This is a genomic window from Virgifigura deserti, from assembly GCA_003576685.1.
Lineage (GTDB): Bacteria > Pseudomonadota > Alphaproteobacteria > Dongiales > Dongiaceae > Virgifigura > Virgifigura deserti.
The window spans coordinates 352,064-374,936 of the sequence record QOZR01000001.1; the positions used below are offsets into that span (position 1 = coordinate 352,064).

At 62.0% G+C, this 22,873-nt stretch carries 14 protein-coding genes and 1 tRNA gene; 4 read left to right on the top strand and 11 right to left on the bottom strand.

The window, feature by feature from the left end; translation table 11 throughout:
- Nucleotides 1–552: 552 nt before the first annotated feature.
- The gene (locus tag DT069_RS01810; RefSeq protein WP_119458541.1) at nt 553–4,365 is read right to left on the bottom strand and encodes a hypothetical protein; all 3,813 of its coding nucleotides are present in this window, start codon (nt 4,363–4,365) and stop codon (nt 553–555) included.
- 477 nt (nt 4,366–4,842) lie between these two features.
- Nucleotides 4,843–5,496: a type VI secretion system-associated protein TagO gene (locus DT069_RS01815; RefSeq protein WP_119458542.1), complete on the bottom strand. Its 654-nt coding sequence runs from the start codon at nt 5,494–5,496 to the stop codon at nt 4,843–4,845.
- 1,181 nt (nt 5,497–6,677) lie between these two features.
- On the opposite strand from DT069_RS01815, the gene DT069_RS01820 reads away from it, so the two are divergent.
- On the top strand, nt 6,678–10,280 hold the full coding sequence (locus DT069_RS01820) for a class I SAM-dependent DNA methyltransferase (protein WP_425449933.1): 3,603 nt from the start codon (nt 6,678–6,680) through the stop codon (nt 10,278–10,280).
- 661 nt (nt 10,281–10,941) lie between these two features.
- Here the strand turns inward: DT069_RS01820 and DT069_RS01825 are convergent.
- Nucleotides 10,942–11,017, bottom strand: a tRNA-Asn gene (locus tag DT069_RS01825).
- 612 nt (nt 11,018–11,629) lie between these two features.
- Between DT069_RS01825 and DT069_RS01830 the strand changes: the two genes are divergently transcribed.
- Complete coding sequence (locus DT069_RS01830) at nt 11,630–12,397, top strand: phosphocholine cytidylyltransferase family protein (RefSeq protein WP_119458544.1); 768 nt, start codon at nt 11,630–11,632, stop codon at nt 12,395–12,397.
- A 34-nt stretch (nt 12,398–12,431) separates the two neighbouring features.
- On the opposite strand, the gene DT069_RS01835 is transcribed toward DT069_RS01830, so the two are convergent.
- The 8 genes from DT069_RS01835 to DT069_RS01870 all read right to left on the bottom strand — a co-directional run bounded on the left by DT069_RS01835 (nt 12,432) and on the right by DT069_RS01870 (nt 20,511).
- A complete protein-coding gene (locus tag DT069_RS01835) occupies nt 12,432–13,229 on the bottom strand; it encodes a nucleotidyltransferase family protein (protein ID WP_119458545.1) in 798 nt (265 codons plus the stop codon).
- Entirely contained in the window at nt 13,226–14,407 is a 1,182-nt protein-coding gene (locus DT069_RS01840; protein WP_425449934.1) for a GNAT family N-acetyltransferase, read from the bottom strand. The genes DT069_RS01835 and DT069_RS01840 overlap by 4 nt, the downstream gene beginning before the upstream one ends.
- Complete coding sequence (locus DT069_RS01845) at nt 14,407–15,174, bottom strand: sterol desaturase family protein (RefSeq protein WP_119458876.1); 768 nt, start codon at nt 15,172–15,174, stop codon at nt 14,407–14,409. Before DT069_RS01845 ends, DT069_RS01840 begins: the two co-directional genes overlap by 1 nt.
- A gap of 244 nt (nt 15,175–15,418) precedes the next feature.
- The gene (locus DT069_RS01850) at nt 15,419–16,702 is read right to left on the bottom strand and encodes a CDP-alcohol phosphatidyltransferase family protein (RefSeq protein ID WP_119458546.1); all 1,284 of its coding nucleotides are present in this window, start codon (nt 16,700–16,702) and stop codon (nt 15,419–15,421) included.
- 10 nt (nt 16,703–16,712) lie between these two features.
- A complete protein-coding gene (gene lptG, locus DT069_RS01855) occupies nt 16,713–17,801 on the bottom strand; it encodes an LPS export ABC transporter permease LptG (protein ID WP_119458547.1) in 1,089 nt (362 codons plus the stop codon).
- On the bottom strand, nt 17,801–18,991 hold the full coding sequence (locus tag DT069_RS01860) for an LptF/LptG family permease (RefSeq protein WP_119458548.1): 1,191 nt from the start codon (nt 18,989–18,991) through the stop codon (nt 17,801–17,803). The genes lptG and DT069_RS01860 overlap by 1 nt, the downstream gene beginning before the upstream one ends.
- Before the next feature lie 36 nt (nt 18,992–19,027).
- On the bottom strand, nt 19,028–19,486 hold the full coding sequence (locus tag DT069_RS01865; RefSeq protein ID WP_119458549.1) for an HIT family protein: 459 nt from the start codon (nt 19,484–19,486) through the stop codon (nt 19,028–19,030).
- Nucleotides 19,487–19,572: 86 nt separating this feature from the next.
- The gene (locus DT069_RS01870; RefSeq protein WP_119458550.1) at nt 19,573–20,511 is read right to left on the bottom strand and encodes a metallophosphoesterase family protein; all 939 of its coding nucleotides are present in this window, start codon (nt 20,509–20,511) and stop codon (nt 19,573–19,575) included.
- A 157-nt stretch (nt 20,512–20,668) separates the two neighbouring features.
- Between DT069_RS01870 and DT069_RS01875 the strand changes: the two genes are divergently transcribed.
- Nucleotides 20,669–21,913: a CDP-alcohol phosphatidyltransferase family protein gene (locus DT069_RS01875; protein ID WP_425449935.1), complete on the top strand. Its 1,245-nt coding sequence runs from the start codon at nt 20,669–20,671 to the stop codon at nt 21,911–21,913.
- Nucleotides 21,910–22,869, top strand: a complete 960-nt coding sequence (locus DT069_RS01880) for a diacylglycerol/lipid kinase family protein (RefSeq protein ID WP_119458551.1) — start codon at nt 21,910–21,912, stop codon at nt 22,867–22,869. Before DT069_RS01875 ends, DT069_RS01880 begins: the two co-directional genes overlap by 4 nt.
- The last annotated feature ends 4 nt before the right edge of the window (nt 22,870–22,873 follow it).

The following is a 22,873-nucleotide window of genomic DNA, read 5'->3' on the forward strand; positions in this document are numbered from 1 at the left end:
CATTCCGCGGCCCTGGAGCAGCTGGAAGGGCGGGACGACGACAAGCCGGAGAAGCTGTGTGGAGCAATGCTGACCCGTCGGCAGGTCGTGGACTGATGCGGGCGGTGGACGGCTGGACCCGCGGGCTGCCATGTGAGCAAAAAGGTGGGCCATTCGGCATGAGGGCTTTGCAGCGGCGGTTGGACAAGGTCGAGCGGCGGCGTTCGTCCACGTGTCCAGACGGAGCAGTCATTCTCTGCGAAGAAGGCGAAAGCGAGGAGGCGGCGTTTGCCCGTCATTTTGGCTCGGGAGGTCCGCCCGAAGGCGCCCGCGTGGTCTTGATCAGAATCGTTAGTGATGCAGGCGAGTCTGACCGGGAGGAGGCATGAGCGCGGTCATTCGGCGCATCGAGAAGCTGGAGCGGGCCATCGCGCCCGCTCAGATGTACTTCATGGAGGAATCCCATGAGGCATCACTTGGATCGATCTGCCAACCGGCTTCATCCCTTCCTCGCTGCTGTAGAGGGACATAACGAAACCGACTCCCCAGCCTTCGGCCGCAGTGGGGTGCGGCTCAACTTGGCTTCGGTTTAGACACATCAAGCACGAACACGTCGATCCGGTTTCGCAACCCCTCCGAAAGATCCGCACAAAGCATCTGCTCGAGCTCCCGTGGCGTCTGCGGCATCGGTCGGCCGTCGGCATGCCGACGGAGGCTCTTTCCCGGGATGGGTCCAAACCACAGAACGAGATAAATTCCGCGACCGCGCGCGTTGACGTATCGGGTGTAGCGTTCATCGAGTTGGGCGGCGGCAGCGCTCCAGACCTCCTTGTGCCATTGACCCTTCACCTCTACTGGCAGATCGTGTATTTCGCCGTTGCGCACAAGCGAAGCGACAATGTCCGCTCGCTTGTCATCTGGCATTCGGCATTCGGGCCGAAGTTGGACCTCGACCGGTTCGAACTTGGGCCGGATACGGTCGAGAATGCGGTCGCGGCAGTCGTTTTCGCCGTGCGGCACTTCTCCATTCCAGAACGGAACCCATCCGTTCGTGTCTCCGTCTCGGACCTCCTCTTGCAGCCATTGCAGCGCGTCCATCGTCATTGCTTGGAGGTCGGCAACGGACTTGGGAGCGCCTCCCGCCATGACCGCTCGAACCGCTTCAAAATCTGGGACCTCCGCGGCGGCATCGCGCTGTCGCCGAAGCCAACCTGCCCGCAGGTGGCGCAGTTCGTCGTGATGATGATGCAGGGTGGGATCCCCGATTAGCGCGTCGAGCACTTCGCCGACCGATGATTCGTCAGACGCCCCGATCTCCTGCACGCGTTGTCGTAAGAACTCGTGCGCATGCCACGGGTTCATGTCACCAACCCATCCGCTGCGGGGAGGATCAGCCGCCGGCCACTTCGCGGCAAACGTCTCAAGCAGGAAGCGATTCTGGCCGAGGCCTAGCCGGGGCCAAGATAGAGGGTCCTCTCGGCGGCGGTGGATAATGTCGGGGTACGTGATTCCCCGAAATAGGCACAGCCGGCTGCGTGCTTCCTCTGCAAATGCCTGAACAATCGATCGATGCGTCTCAAAGTCCAGAAGGAAGACAGCGGGTATCCAAAGAGCGCGAGCCTCCGGGTCCGTCATTTCGAGCGCCCCGCGGTGTTCGGCCTCGTCAAGAAGAGCGCATTGGCGACGGACAAGATCAGTCACCGCGGTACGACCGCCGAATAGGATCGCAGCGGTCATGAGCTCGCGCCGGACATTCGCATCAGCATCTGGGACTGTCTCAAGCCATTCGAGCGCTAATCGGCCCGCGCAGGACGCGAAACGATCATCCCCTGTTAACAAATGCAGGGCACCGATATGTCTACGCCCAGCAGCAAGTTGGGGCTCGAAGAGACGGCGCGCAAATCGTTCGACTCGCTCTTTGTTGGCGAAAATCACTGTTTCAAGGGCCTCGCGCGTCTCCCCTTCCTTTTCAAATGCGTCGTCGAAGAAAGTCGAGGCGCGAGCGGCCTCGAGAACGGACAAGGGCATCTCTTCAACGCGTTCACCAGCTCTAACCTGCGCCAGGATTCCCGCGCACATTACTCGCTCAAAAGACCAGTGTTTTCCTTCGCTCTTGGCCTGTGCGACTTGCTCGAGGGTCGGCAAATCGTCCCGGCGAAGCGCAGTCCGCAGACCGGAGGTCGCACTACTGACACCGTTGTGCCCTAAGAGATCCGAGAGACGATCTTCGGGGGTTTCTCCCGAAATCTCGATGGAATGACCCAGATAGGCCTGAGCGATCTCGATTAGCCATCCGACATGTGAGCCAGATTCAATATCGGTGCGGACCGCGTTGAACGCTTGACATCGCGCGCGTTTCTTTGCCTCGGCTTCTCGTTTCGATTTCCGCTCGCTCGCCTTAAATCGCAACTCTGCGTAGGATGGCTTGTGTGGGCGCGTAATCTCCGCCCATTTTTCTGCAAGTTCTGGAAGCGCCTCACCGTGCCGTTTCGCAACGGCCTGTACCTCGTCATTCTGGGCTCCCCACCGCGCAAGATCCGCCCAAAGGGCGACGCTTTCTGTTGAAGGTCCCGAATCCGCGGCCACGTTCATGTGATGCACTATGTCGGCCGTGGAGAGCTGAAGTCCGTCCAACTTCTCGGTGATGCGCCAAAGCGCCATCCACGAGTTCTCCTCGAAATCCGGATCTCGAAGGCCGTGCGCTTGAATCGCGCGCCGAAGATTGTCGTTCCTTTTCAGGGCTGCTGATGCCGCTTCGCTTTTGGAGCCGCGACCTTGGACGATGTGCGTTTTGCGAATCCACTGCCATACCTGATCTGCGGTTGGCGACTCCCCACCTTCACGGAAGCGACGCTCCACCAGCCGGATAACAGCCGGGGAGAGTGCCTGAATGCATCCGCAGTCATATCGCCGTCGCCCGGTGCACATGAACACCATGCGTTCAGATAGTCTGTCCAAAACGGGCTCGAGTGATAATACCGGCAATCTCTCGACAAAGCCGTAATCGAGTCTCGAAAGATGGGCATGCCTGTCGCCGCTGTTGATAAGCATTGCGTCGGCGATCACATCGGCAATGAGACAGGGCGTGAGAGCCTTGCTCCCCCGATCTACGACAATTTTCAGAGAGAGGCGGGCGGCATCTTCGGTTCGGCGTCGTCGCAGGCGTTCCAAGAGACCAGACCAGCCGATTCCAGGCAGATGGTCGAGAACCTCCAAGGCATCCGACCGCTCGCCATATGGGCGGTTCTCGTCCTCTCCTATCTCAAGCAGATCGGAGACCAACGTCTCTGCAAACTTTGATCCTCGCATCGCGGCCAAAAGCAACGTGCTGAGGTGATAGTTGCGGTTGCGATCGGTCAGAACAGCCATGACCTCATCGCGTATCGCTGGATCGAGGAAGCCCGCAATCATAGGCCGTGTCCATCCTTCGGCCGCCCGGAAATACGGGTCATCTTCTGCAAGTCCTCGCAGCCGCCTCAGGAGCCGACGCTTTTCGGTAATCGAGAAGCCTGAAGGATCTCCGTAGCGGAGGACACCGTAGGGATCGCGATCGATCGCCTGCCGGCGGAAGTCGGTGGGGCCAAGTGCCCCGAGCCATGCATGCAAGCCTCTGAGATCCGTGCGAACGGAGCCATCGGGTGCCACGGTCATGGTAATCCGCCGAACCGACAACTCTTGATCATACAATCGCCTAGCCAGCCACCGTGCACCCAGGTACTCGGCGACCATTCTATGTGACGGTGCGAGGCGCGTTCCTCCCTCGCTTTTGAAGAGGCGCGTATTGATCGCGGCTTGGTGCGATTCCAAATCGTCGCCATCGAAGGAGAGGAGGCTCGGAAATCTCGGCGCGTCGTCCCGCACGGAGTCCACTCCGTCCAAGCCGCTCAAAAGAATGGAAGCGAAGATCCCTCCCGCAGAGTCGATCAGACGCTGCTTGTCGATACCGCCTGACGTTTTTCGCCGCTCGTTCGTCTCCCGAGTGGCGTTCTGAGTCGCGCGCTCGAACAGTTCAACTCGCGTATTCGGCCAAGCCCCTCCTTTCACCGACGAGACCAGGAGCCGAAGGCTTTCCGGGTTGCTAAGCATATCTCCAAGGTCGCGGCGTTCGGTCTCGACGACAAACTTCCGCGCATCGACATCTGATTCGAACGAATCGATGAGCGCGACCAACTCTTCGGACGAGAAAGGAGCGAAACGCGTCTCAACGGGATCTTCTCCGTAGATCTCCTGGAGCAGCGCCTTGTTGCGCGCGCCTTCCCATTCGGCTGCGCGACACGTAATGAGGGTTCGCGGGCAACCGAGTTTGCGAAGTCGCCGAAGCACTACATCGACGCCATCGCCCCAGCGCTTTCCGGCGATCTCATCGAGGCCGTCCACGATCACCAACCGGTCTTTTGCTAGCTCAGCGTTCCGCGGCCCCCATGACGCAAATCCGGAAGCCGTGAAACGTTGCGCGTTACACGCCTGTTCTAGGGCTTTGGAGAAGGCTGTTTTGCCTCCGCCAGGCTCGGCGAGGAGAACGACAACTCGGCCCTGAAGCGGTGCGTCTAAATCCCGGATGATCTCCTCGGTCTGCGTTCTGCAGGCAATTAATCGGCGCGAAACGTACCTTGACATGAAGACTCGGCCTGAAAAAATTTGTTTAAGCTGGCCACATCGGCTTGAACTGATTCTTACTGCGACAGCAACTCCCTCCCTTCGGAAAGAGCAACTCCGGCTTAATTTATGAGGTGCTGCTCTAACAGCACAGGCCTAGTTCACTGTGTTTTCCCGCTACGAGTAAGTGCTGCACGAGAAATCAGAAAATGCTGTAAGATCAAATGGTTCGTTTCTGACATATGTCGTATTCGTCCCGTCGGGCCTTCACGGCGACCAGTTGCAGGCTTGGGCAAGCGGACCAATCTCATCACGCAATCCCGAGATCGTGAACGAGACTGTCGCAGGATTTTCGCCGTAGGGTGTGAGCCGAACCAGTAGAGTATCCTTTCCGAACAAGCGTCTGATAAAGGGTATGGACTGCTGACCACGCCACAGACCAATGGAATTGTGGTTTGTGGAGATATTCCAGCGGTCGTTGCGGGCTGGCTCGCGATCTATTCGATACTCGACCAGCATATCGCCGGACCCGAGGAAGTGATCATAGCTTACGATGGTGGCGGTGGTGTTCTCTTTGCAGCGAACCCAGAACGTGGGTCGGACCGTATCGTAGCGGCTGATCCGCACGGGCTCGTCTGATTCGACGTACATATACACACTCTTGCTATCATCGAATTTTGACTCGTCTATTTTGACGCGCCATTTCGAGGCGGTGATCCGCGACGTTACCTCGGGTGTAAAGTCGAGTTGGTGAGCCATGCCGTCGTAACATTCCAGCCGCTGAACATCACTCGCCATTTCGGCGCACCGGGCTATCCCCTTCCTGATTTCATCCATGCCGCTAGCGAATGCGCCTGTGGTAAAGAAGGTAAATAAAAATGCCGAACACAGGATTCCCAATGCGCCACCCCTGATAGTCATAGACACATCCCCCCTTGACTTAGAACATTGAGCTACTTCATCAGAAGAACTCAGCCTAATTTACGGGGCTCTACCGAGCAGACAACCCTTTCGCGATTAGGTCCATCACGCTCTTATGGCCCTCGGAGCTGCACTGCATCGCCGGCTGAAACGATTGCTCGGTCGCGCTGATTGGGCGATCGCCAAGTTCGGGGGCAAGCGGGTCGGAATTTCTCCGCCGCGGGCAGGCGGTGGCTCCGGCGGTCGGAGCGGGGGTAACCCAACTCCGACCTACGCACGCCGTCCCCTCGTTTCAGTGACGGCGTGGGAGCGGAGCCAAGCGGCTCCGGTGCAAGAGGAGGGGTAAACCCTGCCTCTCCTACGCACCCCGGTCCCTTGTGTCAGTGCCGCGGTGGGAGCGGAGCCGCCAGCGGTCCCGGTGGACAACAAGGGGTTAACCCTACGAAGCCCTACGCACCGCCGCCCTCTGGTGTACAGGCGACGGAGGGTGCGGAGCCGCCGGAGCTCCGATGGACGGAGGAGGGGTTAACCCTCACTCAGCCTACGCACGACCGGCCCTCCGGTATACGGGCCGACGTGGGAGCGGAGCCGATCGGAAGGATAGAGCGTCGCCACGTTCAGTGCAATTCCACAGGGCATACTAGAGGGGAGCACCATGCTCGGCAGCGTGGCGTAGATAAACCTCCATCCCGTCTTCACTGTCTTCCAATGGATGGGAAATGTGAGGCCCGATTTCATCCCGCGCAATTCGGTGATACCGATGGTTCCGCTGCCCTTCGGCATCGGCATGCTGCGATGATTGCCGGGCCTACGCTCGGCCTGTACGGAAATCCCCCGATTTCGCCTCGTCGGAAGCGAGGCATTGCGCCGCTTTCCGAGCCCCGCCGGAACTGTACGACAAACAGCGAAGGCTGGGCTCGATGGCTTGGTCAAAATTTTCGGCTACACTCGCGAAGTTCACGCCCGCTCGGCCTAAGAGTGCCCAGGAGCGGCATCGAAATAGTGCAAAAAGCCCATTTTATAAAATCAGTTTTTACAAGTAAATTTCTATAAGCCCGCAGTAAGCCCCCGCGCCTATGCTGCTAAAAGTGGAACCTTGTCGGTCAAGGAAATCGTTTTACGTTCCCGCGGATGCCAGCTAGTTTTGCGCCATGGGGGATGGCCTGACTGACACAGATAAATTGGAAGCCCTGATAGCCGAGGCCAAAGCTTCGGGCGGATCGGAGCTGGCCAACTACCAGCTGTTCGTGCTCGGTCTGTGCGAGGCGCTCGGCCTCGACCGTCCTGCCATGGCTCAGGAGCAGAACGACCGGAACGACTACGTGTTCGAACGGCGGGTGGACTTCAAGCACCCGGACGGTTCGCGCACTGCCGGACGGATCGACTGCTATCGTCGCGGTTGCTTCATCCTCGAAGCCAAGCAGTCCGGCAAGCGGCAAGTTGCCAAGGTCGATCCGGCCCATTTCGACCTCATCCCGGAAGATGCCGCGCAGCGAAAGCCCGGTCAGGCGAAGCGTGGCACACGTGGCTGGGACCAGGTCATGCTCGCCGCTCGCAAGCAGGCGGAGGACTACGCCCGTGCACTGCCGGTCGAGCACGGCTATCCGCCCTTCCTGCTGGTGGTGGATGTTGGGCATGTCATTGAGGTCTACGCCGATTTCTCGGGACAGGGGAAGAATTACGCGCATTTCCCCGACCGGCAGTCCTACCGGATCGGCATGGACGATCTGCGCGACGAGAAGGTTCAGGCGCGGCTTCGCGCGATCTGGACCGACCCGCTGTCGCTCGACCCCACGCGCATTGCGGCGGAGGTGACGCGCGACATCGCGGAGCGTTTGGCTAAGATCGCAAAGCGGCTGGAAAGCAAGCACGACGCGAAAGACGTGGCAGAGTTCCTGATGCGCTGCCTGTTCACAATGTTCGCGGAGGACGTGAATCTCATCCCGGAGAAGGGGTTTCACAAGCTGCTGGGTCAGATGAAGGATACACCCGAGCATTTCGTGGCGGCGCTGGAGAGCCTATGGGCCGTGATGGACGGTGGCGGCTACGCGCCGCACCTCAACGCCAACCTGAAGAAATTCAACGGTTCGCTGTTCAAGAAGCGCGCTGCCCTTCCGCTCGACCGGGACGACATCAACGAGCTTTGGATCGCGGCGGGCAAGGACTGGTCCGATGTTGAGCCTGCCATCTTTGGCACGCTGTTGGAGCGGGCGCTCGACCCGCGTGAGCGGTCGAAGTTCGGCGCCCACTACACGCCGCGCGCCTATGTCGAGCGCTTGGTAGTTCCGACCATCATCGAGCCGCTGCGGGCCGATTGGGAGCTGGTTCAGGGACAGGTGAAGGAGCTACGCGACAGGGGCGACCATGCCAGGGCCTTGGCGGCGGTAAAGGCGTACCACCACAAACTCTGCACCACGCGCGTGCTGGATCCCGCCTGTGGCACCGGCAACTTCCTCTATGTCAGCCTCGAACTGATAAAGCGGCTCGAAGGCGAGGTGCTGGAGGCGCTGGACGATCTCGGCGAGGATCAGGCGCGCTTCGCCATGGAGGGCGAGACGGTCAGCCCGCGCCAGTTCTACGGGCTGGAGCTGAACCCGCGCGCCGTGGCCATCGCCGATCTCGTGCTGTGGATCGGCTTCCTGAAATGGCAGCTCAAGACGGCGGGCCTCACGTCCATTACCGAGCCGATTCTTCACGCCTACGGCACGATCAGGCAGCAGGACGCGGTCATTGCCTACGACCGGGAGGAGCCTTTGCGGGACGCGGACGGCAAGCCTATGTCACGCTGGGATGGCGTGACAAAGAAGCTGCACCCGATCACGGGCGAGGAAATCCCGGACCCGGACGCTACAGTCGAGCTTTACACCTACGTGAACCCCAAGCGTGCACCCTGGCCGGAGGTCGAGTTCATCGTTGGCAATCCTCCCTTTATCGGCGGCAAGGACATGCGCGCCGAGTTAGGTGACGGGTATGCGGAAGCCTGCTGGGCGGCTCGACCGCATATTCCGGGCGGCGCGGACTTTGTGGTGCACTTTTGGGATGAGGCGGCGACCCGGCTGCTGCGCAAGTCGACAAAGGGGCAGGCGAATCCGCTGAGGCGCTTTGGCTTCATCACCACCAATTCCATTACCCAGACCTTCTCCAGGCGTGTCACCGAGCGCCACATGACCGCCAAGGAGCCTCTGTCGCTCGTCTTCGCGCTCCCGAACCACCCATGGATGAAGGCATCCGACAAGGCCGCTGTGCGCATCGCGATGACTGTGGCGGAGAAGGGTGAGCACGACGGCGTGCTGGCGGAGGTCGTGTCAGAGGTTGGACTGAATACAGATACGCCGCAGGTTGGTTTGGAGATCCGAGAGGGGTCGCTGCGTGCCAACTTAACTGTTGGGGCCGATCTCTCGGTGGCTAAGTTACTGATCGCCAATTCGTATATGGCCCACAAGGGTATGATGCCCTACGGTAAGGGCTTCTGGATTAGCCCCAAACTCGCGGCAGAGTTTCGGAGGGAAGGAAACAAAGAACAGCCCCACCGCATTCGTCCCTACTTGAATGGTGCTGATCTAACGCGGCGACCCCGCGGTGTCTTTGCCATCGATTTCCTCGGACTTTCGATGGAGGAGGCGCGAAGTTCATTTCCGCGCGCGTACTCGTACCTTTACGAACACGTGAGGCCGGAACGGCTGACCAATAACCGCAAGGTACGCCGGGAGAAGTGGTGGTTATTTGCAGAACCAGCTCTGGACCTACGCGACGCGGTACGAGGTATCCCGCAGTTCATAGCAACAACTGAAACTGCGAAACACAGAACGTTCTCGTTTGTATCTTCCGGCGTACTCGCAGACCAAAAGGTACGGGTCATTTCGTCCGACAGAGCAGAAGTTCTGGCAATTCTTTCCGCTCGCCTGCACGTCATTTTCGCCATTGCGAAGGGCGGTAGGCAGGGCGCGGGAGATGATCCTGTCTATCAACATACGCAGACGTTTGGACCGTTTCCGCTTCCTAAGGCTGCCGAGTGTCGGTTGCCCTCCCATAGTCCCCTCAGTGCCCAGCAGGAGCGGCTACGCGAACTCGGCGAGCGGCTCGACGGATTCCGCAAGGAGCGGCTAGCGGAGCACTCGTTCCTGACGATGACTGGCCTCTATAACGCGCTGGAGCGGCTGCGCGAGTTGGAGAACGGTTGCGACGTGCCGCCACTGACCGATGCCGAACGCAGCGTGCATCAGGCGGGCCTGATCTCGATCCTAAAGGAAATTCACGACGACATCGACCGGGCCGTGCTCACAGCGTATGGGTGGGCGGACCTGATCCCGGAACTCGTAGGCAAGCCCGGCGCCACCCTCCCGTCGCCGCACAAGACTGAAGCGCAGGAACAAGCCGAGGAGGAGTTGCTGACCCGGCTGGTCGCGCTCAATCAGGAGCGGGCGGCGGAGGAGAAGCGTGGCCTCGTACGCTGGCTCCGCCCCGACTACCAGATACCGAAACTAGGTGTGAAATTGCCGAAGTCCGAGGCTGAGCATGTTGGTGTGCTCGACATCGAACTGCCCGACATAGCCGAGCGCCCGAAATGGCCTGCGGACGGGCTGGAGCAGATCAGGCTAGTGCGCGACCTTCTCGCCAAGGCTCCAGCGCCGACACCGCCCGAGGCTATCGCCAGCGTGTTCGATGGCAGGAATACCGCGAGGCGCCGCGACCGCATTGCCGAGGTTCTGGAGACGCTCGTCGCCACCGGCCTTGCGCGGACGAGTGAGCAGGACAGTCAACGGCGATATTTCCTGCCGAGATAGACACTGGCGAAGCGGGTCCTGGACATGCAGAGCGCGTCGGAACAGTTCCGAAGCGAAGGCGGTGACAGGCGCAAGGGCCTGGTGGAGAGGGCGCATCGGGAGGCGAATTGGCTGGGCGAGCAGTTGCCGGTCCTGGCGGACAGGTCCAAGCCGTTCTTACGCCTGCACGACCGGCGATGGTAGCCGGCGTGGCGTGAGCGGGCGGTCGGCGGTAGCAAGGAAAGCGGCTCGAAGGCCCTAAAGCGTGAGTAGCGCTATTGCGGCTCCGATAGCCGTGCTCCATAGCCACTTCCAGTGCGCGAGATAGAACGAACTTCTTAACCGGGCCAGCTTGTAGACTAGCCAGGACCGCAGCCCGTGGCGGTCAACTGTGTAGGTGCCATCTCATGGGGCTTGGCTGGCCCGCGTCTTGCTGCCGTCCTCTCGGAATGTGATATCGACACCTAGTAGAAGCGAGCCCGCCACTTGCGGGCGCGATAAACCAAGCCGGTCAACTCAGGGGAGGGCGTCGCTCCTGGCGTTGTAGGGCTGTGTGAGCGGTCAGCGTCGGTCCGGTCTGGCGTGGAGCGTCAAGGGCGGCTTCCCGGCTCCCATGGTGACTTATTGGTGACTTGGATGGGAACAAGGGGCGGGTCCCCAAACCCTAACCCCTTGTTCCAACTGGCTCCCCGGGCCGGACTCGAACCAGCGACACGGTGGTTAACAGCCACCTGCTCTACCGACTGAGCTACCGGGGATCAGAGCGCCGGCATCTGGGCCGGCGGGCGCGTTTATAGCAAACCCGCGCCCGACCTGCAAAACCTCTTTCCTTGGAGAATGCTGTTTTCAGGGGCTTCGATGATCGACCGAGCCCCTAGCGCAAGCCCCGCAAGCTCCCGGGAGGCACATCGCGCGGCTTTTAGATAGTCCGCGCTCAGCGGATGAAAACCCCCGAGGGACATCCCGCGCGGCTCAGGTCGCCGAGAGACCTCAAGGATCAGCCGGCCCACCGGATGAGGCGGACTCAGGCAGGCGCGACTTGCGCCGCCGTCATCCTCTCCCAACATATCCGACGGCGCCGGAGATTGGCTTCCGCCCGCAATTTCTGTCGAGGCAAGAAGGATCCGGCCGCCGCTTAATCTGGCAGTAACCTTCACGCCGGCATCTTGGTCCGGCTCTCGGCTGACAGAGGCCCGGGAGGGGCTGCCTCACGCAATCATTGATGGTTGACTAACACAAGGTACTTCCACATCTTCTCGCGGTTTAAGCCCACCCAGTCACCCTTGATCGGAGGAGCGACAAGGCCGGAGTCCTCCCGGATTCTCCGAGCTTTGGCCCGAAATGCGGAACTATCGGAGCCTTGAAGAAGAATGAAAGCTTTGATTCTCAGCGCCGGTCAGGGCTCGCGTCTGCTGCCACTGACGGAAAGCCGCCCGAAATGCCTGTTGCCGCTGGAAACCCAGAGTCTGATCGAGTGGCAGATTCAGGAGCTGACCCGCTGCGGCGTAAATGAAATCGTCGTCGTCGTCGGCTTTCGCGCAGCCGCCGTCGAGGAGATGCTCGCCGGGCTTTGCCGGCCCGGGCTGTCGATTCGGACGATTTTCAACCCGTTCTTCAATGTTGCCGACAACCTCGGCAGCTGCTGGCTGGCGCGCCACGAGATGAATCGGGACTTCGTGATTCTAAACGGCGACACGGTGTTCGAGGCGGCGATTCTTCAACGCCTTCTGAACAGCCCGCCGGCACCGGTGACGGTTACCATCGATCACAAGGCGCGCTATGATTCCGACGATATGAAGGTGGTGCTCGATGGCACCCGTCTCGTCGAGATCGGCAAGACTCTGCCGCTCGACGCGGTGGATGGCGAATCGATCGGGATGCTCCTGTTTCGCGGCGACGGTCCCCGGCTCTTCGCCGAGGCGCTCGATCAGGCGATGCGAACGCCCGAGGGTCTGAAATGGTGGTATTTGAAGGTGATCGGACTGCTGGCGCAGGGCGGTCACGTCAACACCGTCTCGATCGAGGGACTGGAGTGGGGCGAGGTCGATTATCCGGCCGATCTGGGCCGGGCGCAGGAGATGGTTGCCCGTTGGATCGCGGATAATAGCACCCGCCCGGCCGTGGCCTCCGGCCGATAGAGCTCGATCCGCATCGAACCGCCAGGGACGGCTCCTACGAGCGGCCCCGCAGAATCGTCTCCGCAAGCGCGAGATCGGCGGGCTTGTCGACGTCGATTGCGGCCTCCGCAAAAGGCATGTCGACGGCCCGTATCTTTGCCCCGGCTATATCGGACAACCGCCGCAGCGCGGCATCGAGGCTCAAGCGGCCGAGCAGGAACCGGGCAAGGGTGACCGGTCCGATGGTCGAGATCAGCCGCCATGGCTTCTTGCGATGCCGTTCCATCCCGGACCAGAAGGCGACCGCCTTGGCCGCGATCGGCGTTCGCAGCGCGAACAGGTTGCAGCCGCTATAGCCCTCGCCGGAGAAACGGTAGAATGTTCGAATCGCATCGGGGTAGGCGCGGCGGATCAGCGTTCCGCGAGCCAGAGCGAGAGCGACATCGGCCTCCCGAGGCGCGGCGGTGCAGAAATGATCGACCATGGCCGTCGTCAGTAGCGGGTGGTCGGCCGTGGTGACGAGAAGCGGTCCCGGCTGTTCCATCGCTGCAAGCACGCTGAGGACGCTTCGGCTCGGCGTGCTGTCGCTGCGCAGGACGGTGACTCGGCCCTCCGCGACAAGGGCGGCGATCTCGGGAACCGTTGCGGCGAGGGTCGGGTCTTCGAGGCTGAGCGTGATTCGTTCGATCCACCGGCTGGCAAGCAGCGTTCGGAGCACCCGCAGAAGCATCGGAACGCCGTCCACCGCGACGAAGGCCTTATGCGGCTGCCCGGCAAAGCGGGCGACGGGATCCTCGGGGCCGCGGCTGCCCGCGAGGACGAGGGCAGTGAACGGTTGCGCGTCGCTGCTCAAGTCAGGGCCTTCTCGTAGATCCGATAGGTCTTGTATTGCTGTCCTCCGATACTCTCGATGATCCGCCGCATCGGCATGTTGTCCTCGAGGATCCAGGACAGCTCCGCATGCCGCATGCCCGCCTTCCTGAAGCTCTTGCGCAACGTCTCGAGGACGAGCAGGGTGAGCGCAGAGCCGAGAGGCGAGCGGTGATATTGCTTGCGCACTCCCATCAAGACGACCCGGCAGGTTTGCAGCCGCGACATCTTGAGGCGCCATAGCAGCTTCGCCCATCCGAACGGTAGCAGCCGCCCGTCGAGATCGGCGATCGCCTCATAGAGATTAGGCAGGCCGACAATCATGGCGGCGGGCGAGCAATCAACCTCGGCGATCCAGACGAAATCCTGGCGGATCAACGGCTTGATACTGTCAGCGGTGTGGGCGACTTCCGCTTCCGTCAGCGGCACGAAGCCCCAATTCTCCGACCAGGCATCGTTGAAGATGTCCAAAATCACGGCAAGATCAGCCCTATAGCGGGACATGTCCACCATCCGGACCGTCACGCGACTGTTCGCCTTGGTGCGGTCAAGGAAACGTTGGCTGCCGATCGGCGGCGCGTGGAGAATGTCATAATCATAGGCGATCAGGTCTTTCGCCTTGGTGTAACCCTGTGCCGCGAGCCGCTCCCCGGCGTAAGGCGGATCGAAGCTCATCATCATCATCGGACGCACGTCGAATCCGTCGACAAGGAGGCCGCACTCCTCGTTGGTGGAGAGGCTGAAGGGGCCGAGGATTCGTCTCATGCCCCGTGCCCTCAGCCAATCCTCCGCCGTCATCGTCAATGCACGAAAGACGTCCGGGTCGTCCTCCGCGTCGAGCAGTCCGAAATGGCCGGTGTCGTTCTGATATTGCGCCAGATAGACATCGTCGACCTGCGCGCTGATCCGCCCGACCACCTGCACGCCGCGGTAGGCTAGCCAGTACTGCCCCTTGGCGTGGTGAAAGTAAGGATTCTTGTCGAACCGAAGGGTCGTGCGGCGCTCCATGAGGAGGGGGCGGACATAACCCGCTTCACCGCCATAGAGCCGGTTCGGCAGTCGGATGAATTCGTCCAGCGCACGATTGTCGGACACGGGTCGGACCCGTACCGGCTCCACCGCCGGGTTGGAGCGCCCTGATGGCGCGTCGAGAGCAACCATCAGCCGGTTCGATCAAGCCGTTCGCCGTCGGCGGCCGTCGAGCCGTCGTTGCGAAGCCCCGCCATGCGGACGCGTTGCGGAGTTTCATCGTTCCGCATCTCGGTCGAGAACGCAGCCACCCATGGGTAGCGCTCGGCCTCCGCCGCGGTATAGCCGAGATTGAAGACCGTCGGGCTCCGCGGCACGTCCTTCGATTTCTCGTACAAGGTACCGAACAGGCGATCCCAGCCGAAGTTCGTGATCCCGAAATTCCCCGTCTCGTTGTGGAAGTGATGGGCAAGATGCAGCCGTTTGATCCGCTGCAGGAAGCGCGATTTCGGCATGTGGTTCAGATGCTGGACACAGTGGCAGAACTCATAGAACAGCGTTGCGACGATACCGCTGGTGAATGCGGCGGCGGCGCCCGCCAGTCCGCCGACCAGCCAGCCTACAGGGATTGTGATGAAGGCGATGGTCGGTAGCGTCGTATGGAGCGCGCCGAACAGAACCCTCAGATCGTGCGGATCCCGATGGTGGTCGAAATGAATCCGCTTCCAGGTGGAGGCGGTCAAGCGCGACTTGTAGAGATAACTGCCGTGGAGCACGAAGCGGTGCAGCAGATACCAGGTCAGCGGGTAGATCAGCCCGGCGAGGATCGCCGCGACGAGCGGCGGCAGAACCGCCCCCGCCGACCAAATGGCGACGCCGGTGCCGAGAACGGAGAGTGTCAGATAGGCTAGGACCGCCGGATAGGTGAGATACACCCTGAATAACTCGGCGAATGTCATCTTCCCGAGATCGTGCGTCCGGCCCTTCCAGGAACCACCGATGTTATGTAACAAGACAGCCTCTCGAACGCCGCCGGTCAGACGCCGCGGCAACATGATTGAACCAATCGCCCGGCAGGCCCCCGTTAACGCCAGCAATCTAGTGGCGTGCGGGGCTTGGCGCAAGACTGCTGGAAGCTGTCCCGAGATAGCGGCCGGTTAGCTCCACCGCCACCGCGACGGGCAACATTGTCGACCGGTCGGTTCAGCCGCCGGAGGAGCCGCCCGCCGGTGCCGCCCGCGGCCGCTCGATCGCCACGATCCAGGCCGTCCGGCCGGCATGCCAGACGACCGTCACGATCTGCCAGAAGACGATGAAGTAGAACGCCTCGAGAGCATAGCCGGTGAGAACGCCGACGGTGAAGATCGGCAGGTTGATGTTGCGTCGCGAGATGAAGGTGCGGACCCGGGCATCGAGGGCGCCATGGGCATGGAGACCGCGCTTGAACCGCGCCCGGTAAATCATCAGGACGAGCCGGTCCAGGATATAGAAGACCGTCATCCAGATCGCCGCGGCGAACACAGCGGATCCTGCGTCGCCGCCGCTGAGTCCCCAGGCCCAGGCAAGATACCAGAGCGGCGGGTGCACGATATCGAGCCCGTGATCGAGGATATTGCCAAGCGCCGAATCCGAAAAGGTGAGGCGCGCGAGCTTTCCATCCACCGAGTCGAGGACGCTCATGACATAGGCAAAGACGAGTCCCGGCAGGAACCAGCCGGCGGCGAAGAGCGGAACCGCCGCGAATGTCAGAATGATGCTGACGACGGTGACCCAGTTCGGGTGGATGCGGGCGCGGGCGAGCGGGCGGAGCAACTGCCAGACCAGCGGCGGATAGACGTATTTCGTGAAGAAATCCGTGGAGCCCTTGTAGTTCGCGTCGAACAGGAAGCGTTCGACGCGCGCGCGGGACGCCTCGTCGGCCACGTAGAACAGGTAGAAGGGGAGCGTCCGCCGCAGGACGCGGATGAAGCCGGGGAAGGCCTCCGGCCGAACCTCTTCGAGCCGGCCCGTGCGCAGGCCGTCGTCCACCAACGCCGCAAGTGAGCCGGCATCCTTGCGGAGCCCGTCTCCGGCCCCAGGCGCAAGGCGCAGCAGGACGACTTGGTTGGTGCCCTTGCTATCCATTCCGGCTTCGGGATCGGATCTTGCGGCGCAAGAGCCCGGCTGGTCGGCCATGAACTCATAAAGGCGCGGATCGACCAGCGTGTCCGCGCTCATCGCCAGGACGGCCGTGTCGTGGGTGGAATTTGCGAAGGTCAGAAGCCGCTCGGCGGCGCTGCCCGCGCCCCGCGCCCAGGTCAACGGCAGATCGGCGCTCATGTCCCTGGGCAACAGGGGGGCAGCCCGGCTCGACGGGCCCAAATCGATGCAAATCTCCGTCAAACGCGGCGACAGACGTTTCAGGGCGCGCAGATGACGCTCCAACAGCGTCATGCCGAAGACCCGGATCGTCTCCTGTAGCGGCACGGCGTCGATCCATACCCTCATGACCAAACCCTCATCGGTATCCCTCGATCCGGATCAGGGCCAGTGTCCCGATGCTGGCGAACAGCACGCTGGGAGCCCAAGCGGCCAAGGCCGGTGGAATGGCCCCGGCCTCACCGAGAGCGAGGACGAGACCGTCGGTGACGAAATACAGAAAGCCCAGCCCGACCCCGACGGCAAGGCCCATGCCGACGCCCCGGTGGCGTTGCAGCCCCTGGGCAACCGGAGCCGCAAGCAGCACCATCAGCATCGAGGCGACCGGCAGGGCGACGCGTTTGTGCAGCCACGTCTCGTAGAAATAGAGAGGGCGGTTGCCGACATCCGGGTTGGTGACGAAGGCGATCAGTTCCCGAAGCGAGAGCGTGCTCGGTGGTGCGGACAGATCGGCGAAATGATTGGGCGTTAAGCTGCTTTCCCAACGCAGCGTCGGGAAACGTTTGAACTCGCCGCCTGTGCCTGCCATCACGGCAAGGCGCTCGACATCGGCCAGCTGCCACTCCCCATCATCGTAGGTCGCCGTGACCGCGGTCACGCGATCGACAAGATTTCCGCCAGCGTCGCGTTGGAAAAGGGTGACGCCCCACAGTTTCCGCCCCTGATCGGCGACGCCGGAAACGCGAACGAGCGTTTGGCCGTCCTTGGTCCAGAAACCCGACGCCTGACTGTCCTCCGGGATGTCCCCCCGCGCTTCGGCCTCCGCATCCCACTGTGAGAGGGTCCGCGAAGTCTGAGGCGCGACCTGATCACTCAAAAGGAAATGGATGCCGGCGATGACGGTCACAGCGGGCAGGAAGGCGAACAGCGTCCGGTAAAACGAAAGGCCAGAGGCTTTCAGTGCCAGAATTTCGTTACTCTGCGAGAGTTTAGCCAGCGAGAGCAGCGATGCCATGAGGATGGAGAAGGGCAACAGGAACGTGATCAGTTCCGGTAGCCGCAGCACCGCGTAACGGGCGAGGACGAAGGGACTGTCACCATGACGGCGAATGATGTCCTCGGCGTTGTTCAACAGGTCCAGAAGCTGCAGCAATGCGACGAACGCCACCAGCATCACGACGAGGTGGCTGAGGAAGATGCGTGTGACGTAGCGGGTCAGTGTCGGCATCACGCTGTCCTGCGCAGACGCAGCAGCATGTTTCGAAGGCCCTGGGTGATGTCTTCCAAGACATCGGCGACGAGCCGGAACGGATTATGGTCGGGCCGGATGGTCGCGGCATAGAACGCCCATCCGCTCAACGCAGCGAATACCCCGAAGGGTAGCCATAGTCCGCCCCAGGGCGATACGCGCCCGAGATCCGCCAGACTTTCTCCGAACTGCAGAAGGTGATGATAGATGATGACAACAAGGAGCCCGACGGCGAGGCTGACCCCACGCCGCGACCGGCGCGATCCGAGCCCCAACGGAATCGCCAGAAAAGGTAGGAAAAGCAGCGAGGTGATGCGGACCAGCCGGGCATGCAATTCAGACCTGACCTTATTCTCCGTGGTGCCTGGGGGCGGATGATCCCGGACGTCCCACAACTCGAACAGCGTCAACTCCCGTTCCCCTTCGCCCCGGGCGCGAAACGCCTCGGAACCGAACGCCAGGTCGAGTGGCAGGTTGAACTGGTCGAAACTGAGCGCGACGGCCTTCTCCTCGACTTCGCCCGCATCGACGAGCACGCCGTTCTCAAGGCTCAAGATCAGCTTCGCCTCGCCCGGAGAGCGGAATAGCCGACCCTCGCCGGCCGTCGTCGTCACCGATCCGCCGCCGGGCTTTTCCTCATGCACGAAGATGCCCTTCAGGTTGCGGCCGGCGTCGGAGATATCGTCGATCATGATGGTTGTGCCGCCGAGGCCGGTGAAGAAGGCGCCACGCTCCAGCGCCGCATCCCAGACGCTGTTGGTTATGGAGTAGACCAGCGCGCGATAGGCATAGCGGGTGTAGGGCTGGAGAAAGCCGATGATGATCGAGCTGCAGACCACGAGCACGACCGCAAGCCCCATGATCGGCAGTAATAACCGCTGCAGGCCGATGCCGATGGAATGAATCGCCTCCAGCTCGCTACTGGCGCTCATGCGCATGGTGGCCAGCAGAACGCCGACGAAGAATGCTGCGGGTAGCGCGATTCCGAGATAATGCGGGATCAGGTTGGCCACCATCTTCAGGATCAGAAACAGAGGTCCCCCCTGATTCACGAGAAGATCGAGCAACCGCACGAGCCGTTCCATAAGCAGGGCGGCCAGCGCGATCGCGACCGTTGCCCCCAACGGCCACAGCGTCTTGCGCAGAATATAAAGGTCGATCGTCTTCATGACCTTAGGCGGTCGCCCGGAGGAGGCGGGCGATCCTCATGCGCGCTCGCCCGGCCAGCGATCCCGCAGGAAAGCGACGAGCCGATCGCGCAACCCGTCATCGAGAGTCACTGCTTGCCCCAGATCAGGCACGCGCGGCCATCCGGGATCAGGGAATCGCACGCCGGCGAATTCCTTCTCTTCGGCATATCGCGGCAGGACATGGAAATGAACGTCGGGATCGACCATCATCAGCATGAGATAATTGATCTTGTCGAAGCCGAAGGCGCTTCCCAGAACGCCCTCGATGTCTGCGGTCACCTGTTTCAGCTCCTGGAAGGCGTCGCCGCTGATCGCGGAAAAGTGGGCCGCCGGTTCCTTGCAGACAAGGACCAGTGCGCCGAGTGTCGGCTGTTGCGGGCGCAGCAGGGCCGTCCAGCAGCCATAATCGGCGATCACGGTCGCCGGATAGCCGAAGGTTTTCATTGTGTCGTTGACGGTTGGCTGCTGCTTCATGGCTTTTTGCTCCGGAATTGCGAGGCCCGGCAACGGTTTCGGGCGGACCCTAACACAGGATCGGCGCCGATAGGGCGCCACCTGCGTCAGCCGGGTATCGTCAGCGTGAATTGCCCTTCGGTGATGAAACGATCGAGGTCATCCGTGACGCCGCGAACCTCGACGCCCAGTCGCCACGCGGCGCCAATTTGCTCGATTCGGTATAGATGGTAGCGTGAGCGCCCCTTGCCGATGTCCGGTCTTGCCGAGGCAGACGGCACGCCGATCACTGGAGCGGAGCCTTTGGGCCGCGGGATCTTGGCGAGGGCGGACCGATGGGTATGGCCGTGAAGGATGAGTTCGGCGCCGGCGCGCGCGATGACGGCGCAGAAATCGGCACTGTCCAACAGTTGCTTGCGACGCTTCGCCCGCCCGCCGAGCGGCGGGTGATGAATGAGAACCACGCGGAACAGCTTCCGCTGCCCGAGTTCGGTCAGCCGATCGGCAAGAGCGGCAAGCTGGGCGGCGCCGCAGCGGCCGGCCGCGCTGAAGACAGGTGTCGGGCAAGCCGAGGAAACACCGACGATGGCGATCGGCCCGCGTAGCCGCACGAAGGGGAAATCTTCGGTCGAGGACACGGGGGTCTCCACCGGGGCGTCTTCGGCCGGGAGATTGGCGGCCACGCCAGACATGAACGGCGTCCATTTCCCGAGCGCCGACTCCCACGGCACGCCGACATAGGCGTCATGGTTTCCAGGCACGACGGTGACGACGGATGGTTCTCCCAGGCCGTTCAGCCACTCCCGAGCCCTGGTGAACTCCTCCGGCAGGGCGATGTTGGTGATATCCCCGGTGATCGCAATATGATCGGGGGCCGCCGACCGCAGATCGGCAGCCAGGGTCGGCAGGACCGGACCGTCATGGATCGCCTTGCGATGCGACCGCCAGGAGAGATATCCGAGGGCCCGTTTGCCGGCCAGGGCGCGAAAGCCCGGAACCGGCATCGACCCTAGGTGCGGATCGGAAAGATGGGCGAGGGTGAACATTTTGCGTTAAGGATCGATCCGCTATATATGCCCCGTTCATGTCGCTTGCCACCCGACAGGTCAAGTTTTCTTTCCCGAGACCTTGCTTCCGGTCCGCCAAGCGGCCGAATCGGTGTTGTGCGGGCGATGAACAAAACGACTTTAGCGAGCCTGTGGGTTGAGATCTCAGAATAGTAAGTCAAACATCGAAGCGGGCGCGAACCCGGCCGAACCGAAGCTGGCGGCGACGATCCTCGGGGATTGTACCGTATCCCTCTGGGGGTTAACGGCAACCGAACGGCTGAAGCGGAGTTTCGTGCGCGCCGGCGTGGCGGATTGCCGGTCGGATGGCGATCCGTTGCCTCAATCCGGTGAGGTCGTTCTGGTCCGCGCGGACTATCTGTTCGAGGAGCGATTGATCCGCGATTTGGTGGCCCGGCCGGGGGTAATCCTTGCGATCGATCGGCGGACCGAGACCGGCGGATCGGCGCGTGTGGCGGTCGCCGCGCATGTCGACGCGGCTCGTGCCGAACAGGTCGCGGCCGCCCTCCGCGACGGACCGCTCGGCGGCCAAAATGTCGCCGGTCTGGCTGTCCTTGGTCCGGACGAGGTCGGGTCGGCCTATAATCATGCGCTGCGAAAGCGGAGCTCGCCCTATGTCCTGTCGCTGACCGACGAACCGCGCGCGGCGATCGAACATCGGATGTTCCATGGCGCCTATAAGGGCGTCACGGACTTCGTCACGAAATGGCTTTGGCCGGCACCGGCGCTCGTCGTGACCCGATTGGCGGCGAAGCTGGGCTATTCGCCCAATTTCATTACCGCAATCAGTCTTTTCCTGGTCTTCGCGGCCATGGGGCTGTTTGCCCAGGGGGAGTTTCTGGCCGGCCTCGTGAGCGCGTGGCTGATGACGTTTCTGGATACGGTCGATGGGAAGTTGGCCCGCGTGACGCTGACTTCGACACCGATGGGCAACGTATTCGACCACGGCATCGACCTCATCCACCCGCCGTTCTGGTATGTGGCGTGGTGGTACGGGTTGGTGGGGCCCTTGGGTTCGACGATCGATGGGGAACTCGCGGCGTATCTTGCTCCGGCGCTATGGATCATCGTGGTCGGCTATGTCGTGGGTCGCCTGATGGAGGGGCTGTTCATCTGGTTATTCCGGATCGAGATCCACGCATGGCGCCCGATCGATTCCGCCTTTCGGCTGTTCACCGCGCGACGCAATCCCAACCTGGCATTGCTCACGGTCGGCACGCTGTGCGGACGCCCCGACCTCGGATTTCTCGCGGTTGCCGTTTGGACCGTTCTCTCCCTCCTGTTCCACGGCGTCCGGATCTGTCAGGCGGCGTGGCTGCGCCGGTCCGGCGTGACGCTGCAGTCCTGGCTCTCGGAGGCCGATCGGCGCAAAACCGCATGACCCGGATCGGTGTGATCAGCAACCCGGGGAGCGGAAGGAATCGCCGGGGCATGGAGGGGCTTCGCGCGGTGCTGTCCCGGCATCCCGAGGTGCTGCATGCCGAACTCGACAAGATCACGGACATTGGGCCGATTCTCGGCGATTTCGCCCGCCGTGGAATCGAGCTCGTGGTGATAAGCGGCGGCGATGGCACCGTTCAGGCGGTCATCACCGAGCTGCTCAATGGCGGTGCCTTCGATCGCTTGCCGCTCATCTCGATCCTGCCGAGCGGCATGACGAACCTGATCGCGCGCGATGTCGGGCTGACGGGACACCGGGAGCGCGCTCTGGAGAGGCTGATCGAACGCGTCGGCGGGCGTGGATCGGGCGGGACACGGCTGACTCGTTCGATCCTCTCCATGACGATCGGCGAAGATACTCCGCCTGTTCACGGCTTGCTCTTCGGCACCGGGGCGTTCTATCGGGGGACGCTGCTCGCGCGCGAGAAGATCCATCCCTTGGGAATCGAACAGTCGGCGGCGGCCGGGCTGACGGTGGGGCTGTTTTGTCTGCGCCTGCTGTTCGGGCGGAGCCATGCCGACCCGCTGCTCAAGGGCGATGTGGCGGCCCTCCGGATCGACGGGAATCAGGAGGTCGAAGGCAAGCATTTCCTCCTGCTCGCCACCACGCTCGATCGCCTGCTCCTCGGGATCATGCCGTTCTGGGGAGGCGGGGAGGGCGCGGTTCGCTATACTGCTGTCACGTTTCCGCCAAAGCGGTTGGGACGAGCGCTGCTGCCGGTCCTGCGTGGCCGGCCGCGTCGCTGGATGCCGGGGCTCGGTTATCGAAGCGGCATAGGCCGCCGGGTAGAGTTCCGGACGGACTGCCCGGTCGTGCTCGATGGAGAGTTCTACACGGTCGATCCGGGAGCGGTGGTGGTTCTTGAATCGATCCATCGGATCACGTTTCTGCGCTGAGGGA

Excerpts from the sequence above, each read along its gene's own strand:
- DT069_RS01815 (WP_119458542.1), bottom strand. The coding sequence starts at position 5,496 with ATGACTATCAGGGGTGGCGCATTGGGAATCCTGTGTTCGGCATTTTTA.
- DT069_RS01830 (WP_119458544.1), top strand. The coding sequence starts at position 11,630 with ATGAAAGCTTTGATTCTCAGCGCCGGTCAGGGCTCGCGTCTGCTGCCA.
- DT069_RS01840 (WP_425449934.1), bottom strand. The coding sequence starts at position 14,407 with ATGGTTGCTCTCGACGCGCCATCAGGGCGCTCCAACCCGGCGGTGGAG.
- DT069_RS01845 (WP_119458876.1), bottom strand. The coding sequence starts at position 15,174 with ATGACATTCGCCGAGTTATTCAGGGTGTATCTCACCTATCCGGCGGTC.
- DT069_RS01850 (WP_119458546.1), bottom strand. The coding sequence starts at position 16,702 with ATGAGGGTATGGATCGACGCCGTGCCGCTACAGGAGACGATCCGGGTC.
- lptG (WP_119458547.1), bottom strand. The coding sequence starts at position 17,801 with ATGCCGACACTGACCCGCTACGTCACACGCATCTTCCTCAGCCACCTC.
- DT069_RS01860 (WP_119458548.1), bottom strand. The coding sequence starts at position 18,991 with ATGAAGACGATCGACCTTTATATTCTGCGCAAGACGCTGTGGCCGTTG.
- DT069_RS01865 (WP_119458549.1), bottom strand. The coding sequence starts at position 19,486 with ATGAAGCAGCAGCCAACCGTCAACGACACAATGAAAACCTTCGGCTAT.
- DT069_RS01870 (WP_119458550.1), bottom strand. The coding sequence starts at position 20,511 with ATGTTCACCCTCGCCCATCTTTCCGATCCGCACCTAGGGTCGATGCCG.
- DT069_RS01880 (WP_119458551.1), top strand. The coding sequence starts at position 21,910 with ATGACCCGGATCGGTGTGATCAGCAACCCGGGGAGCGGAAGGAATCGC.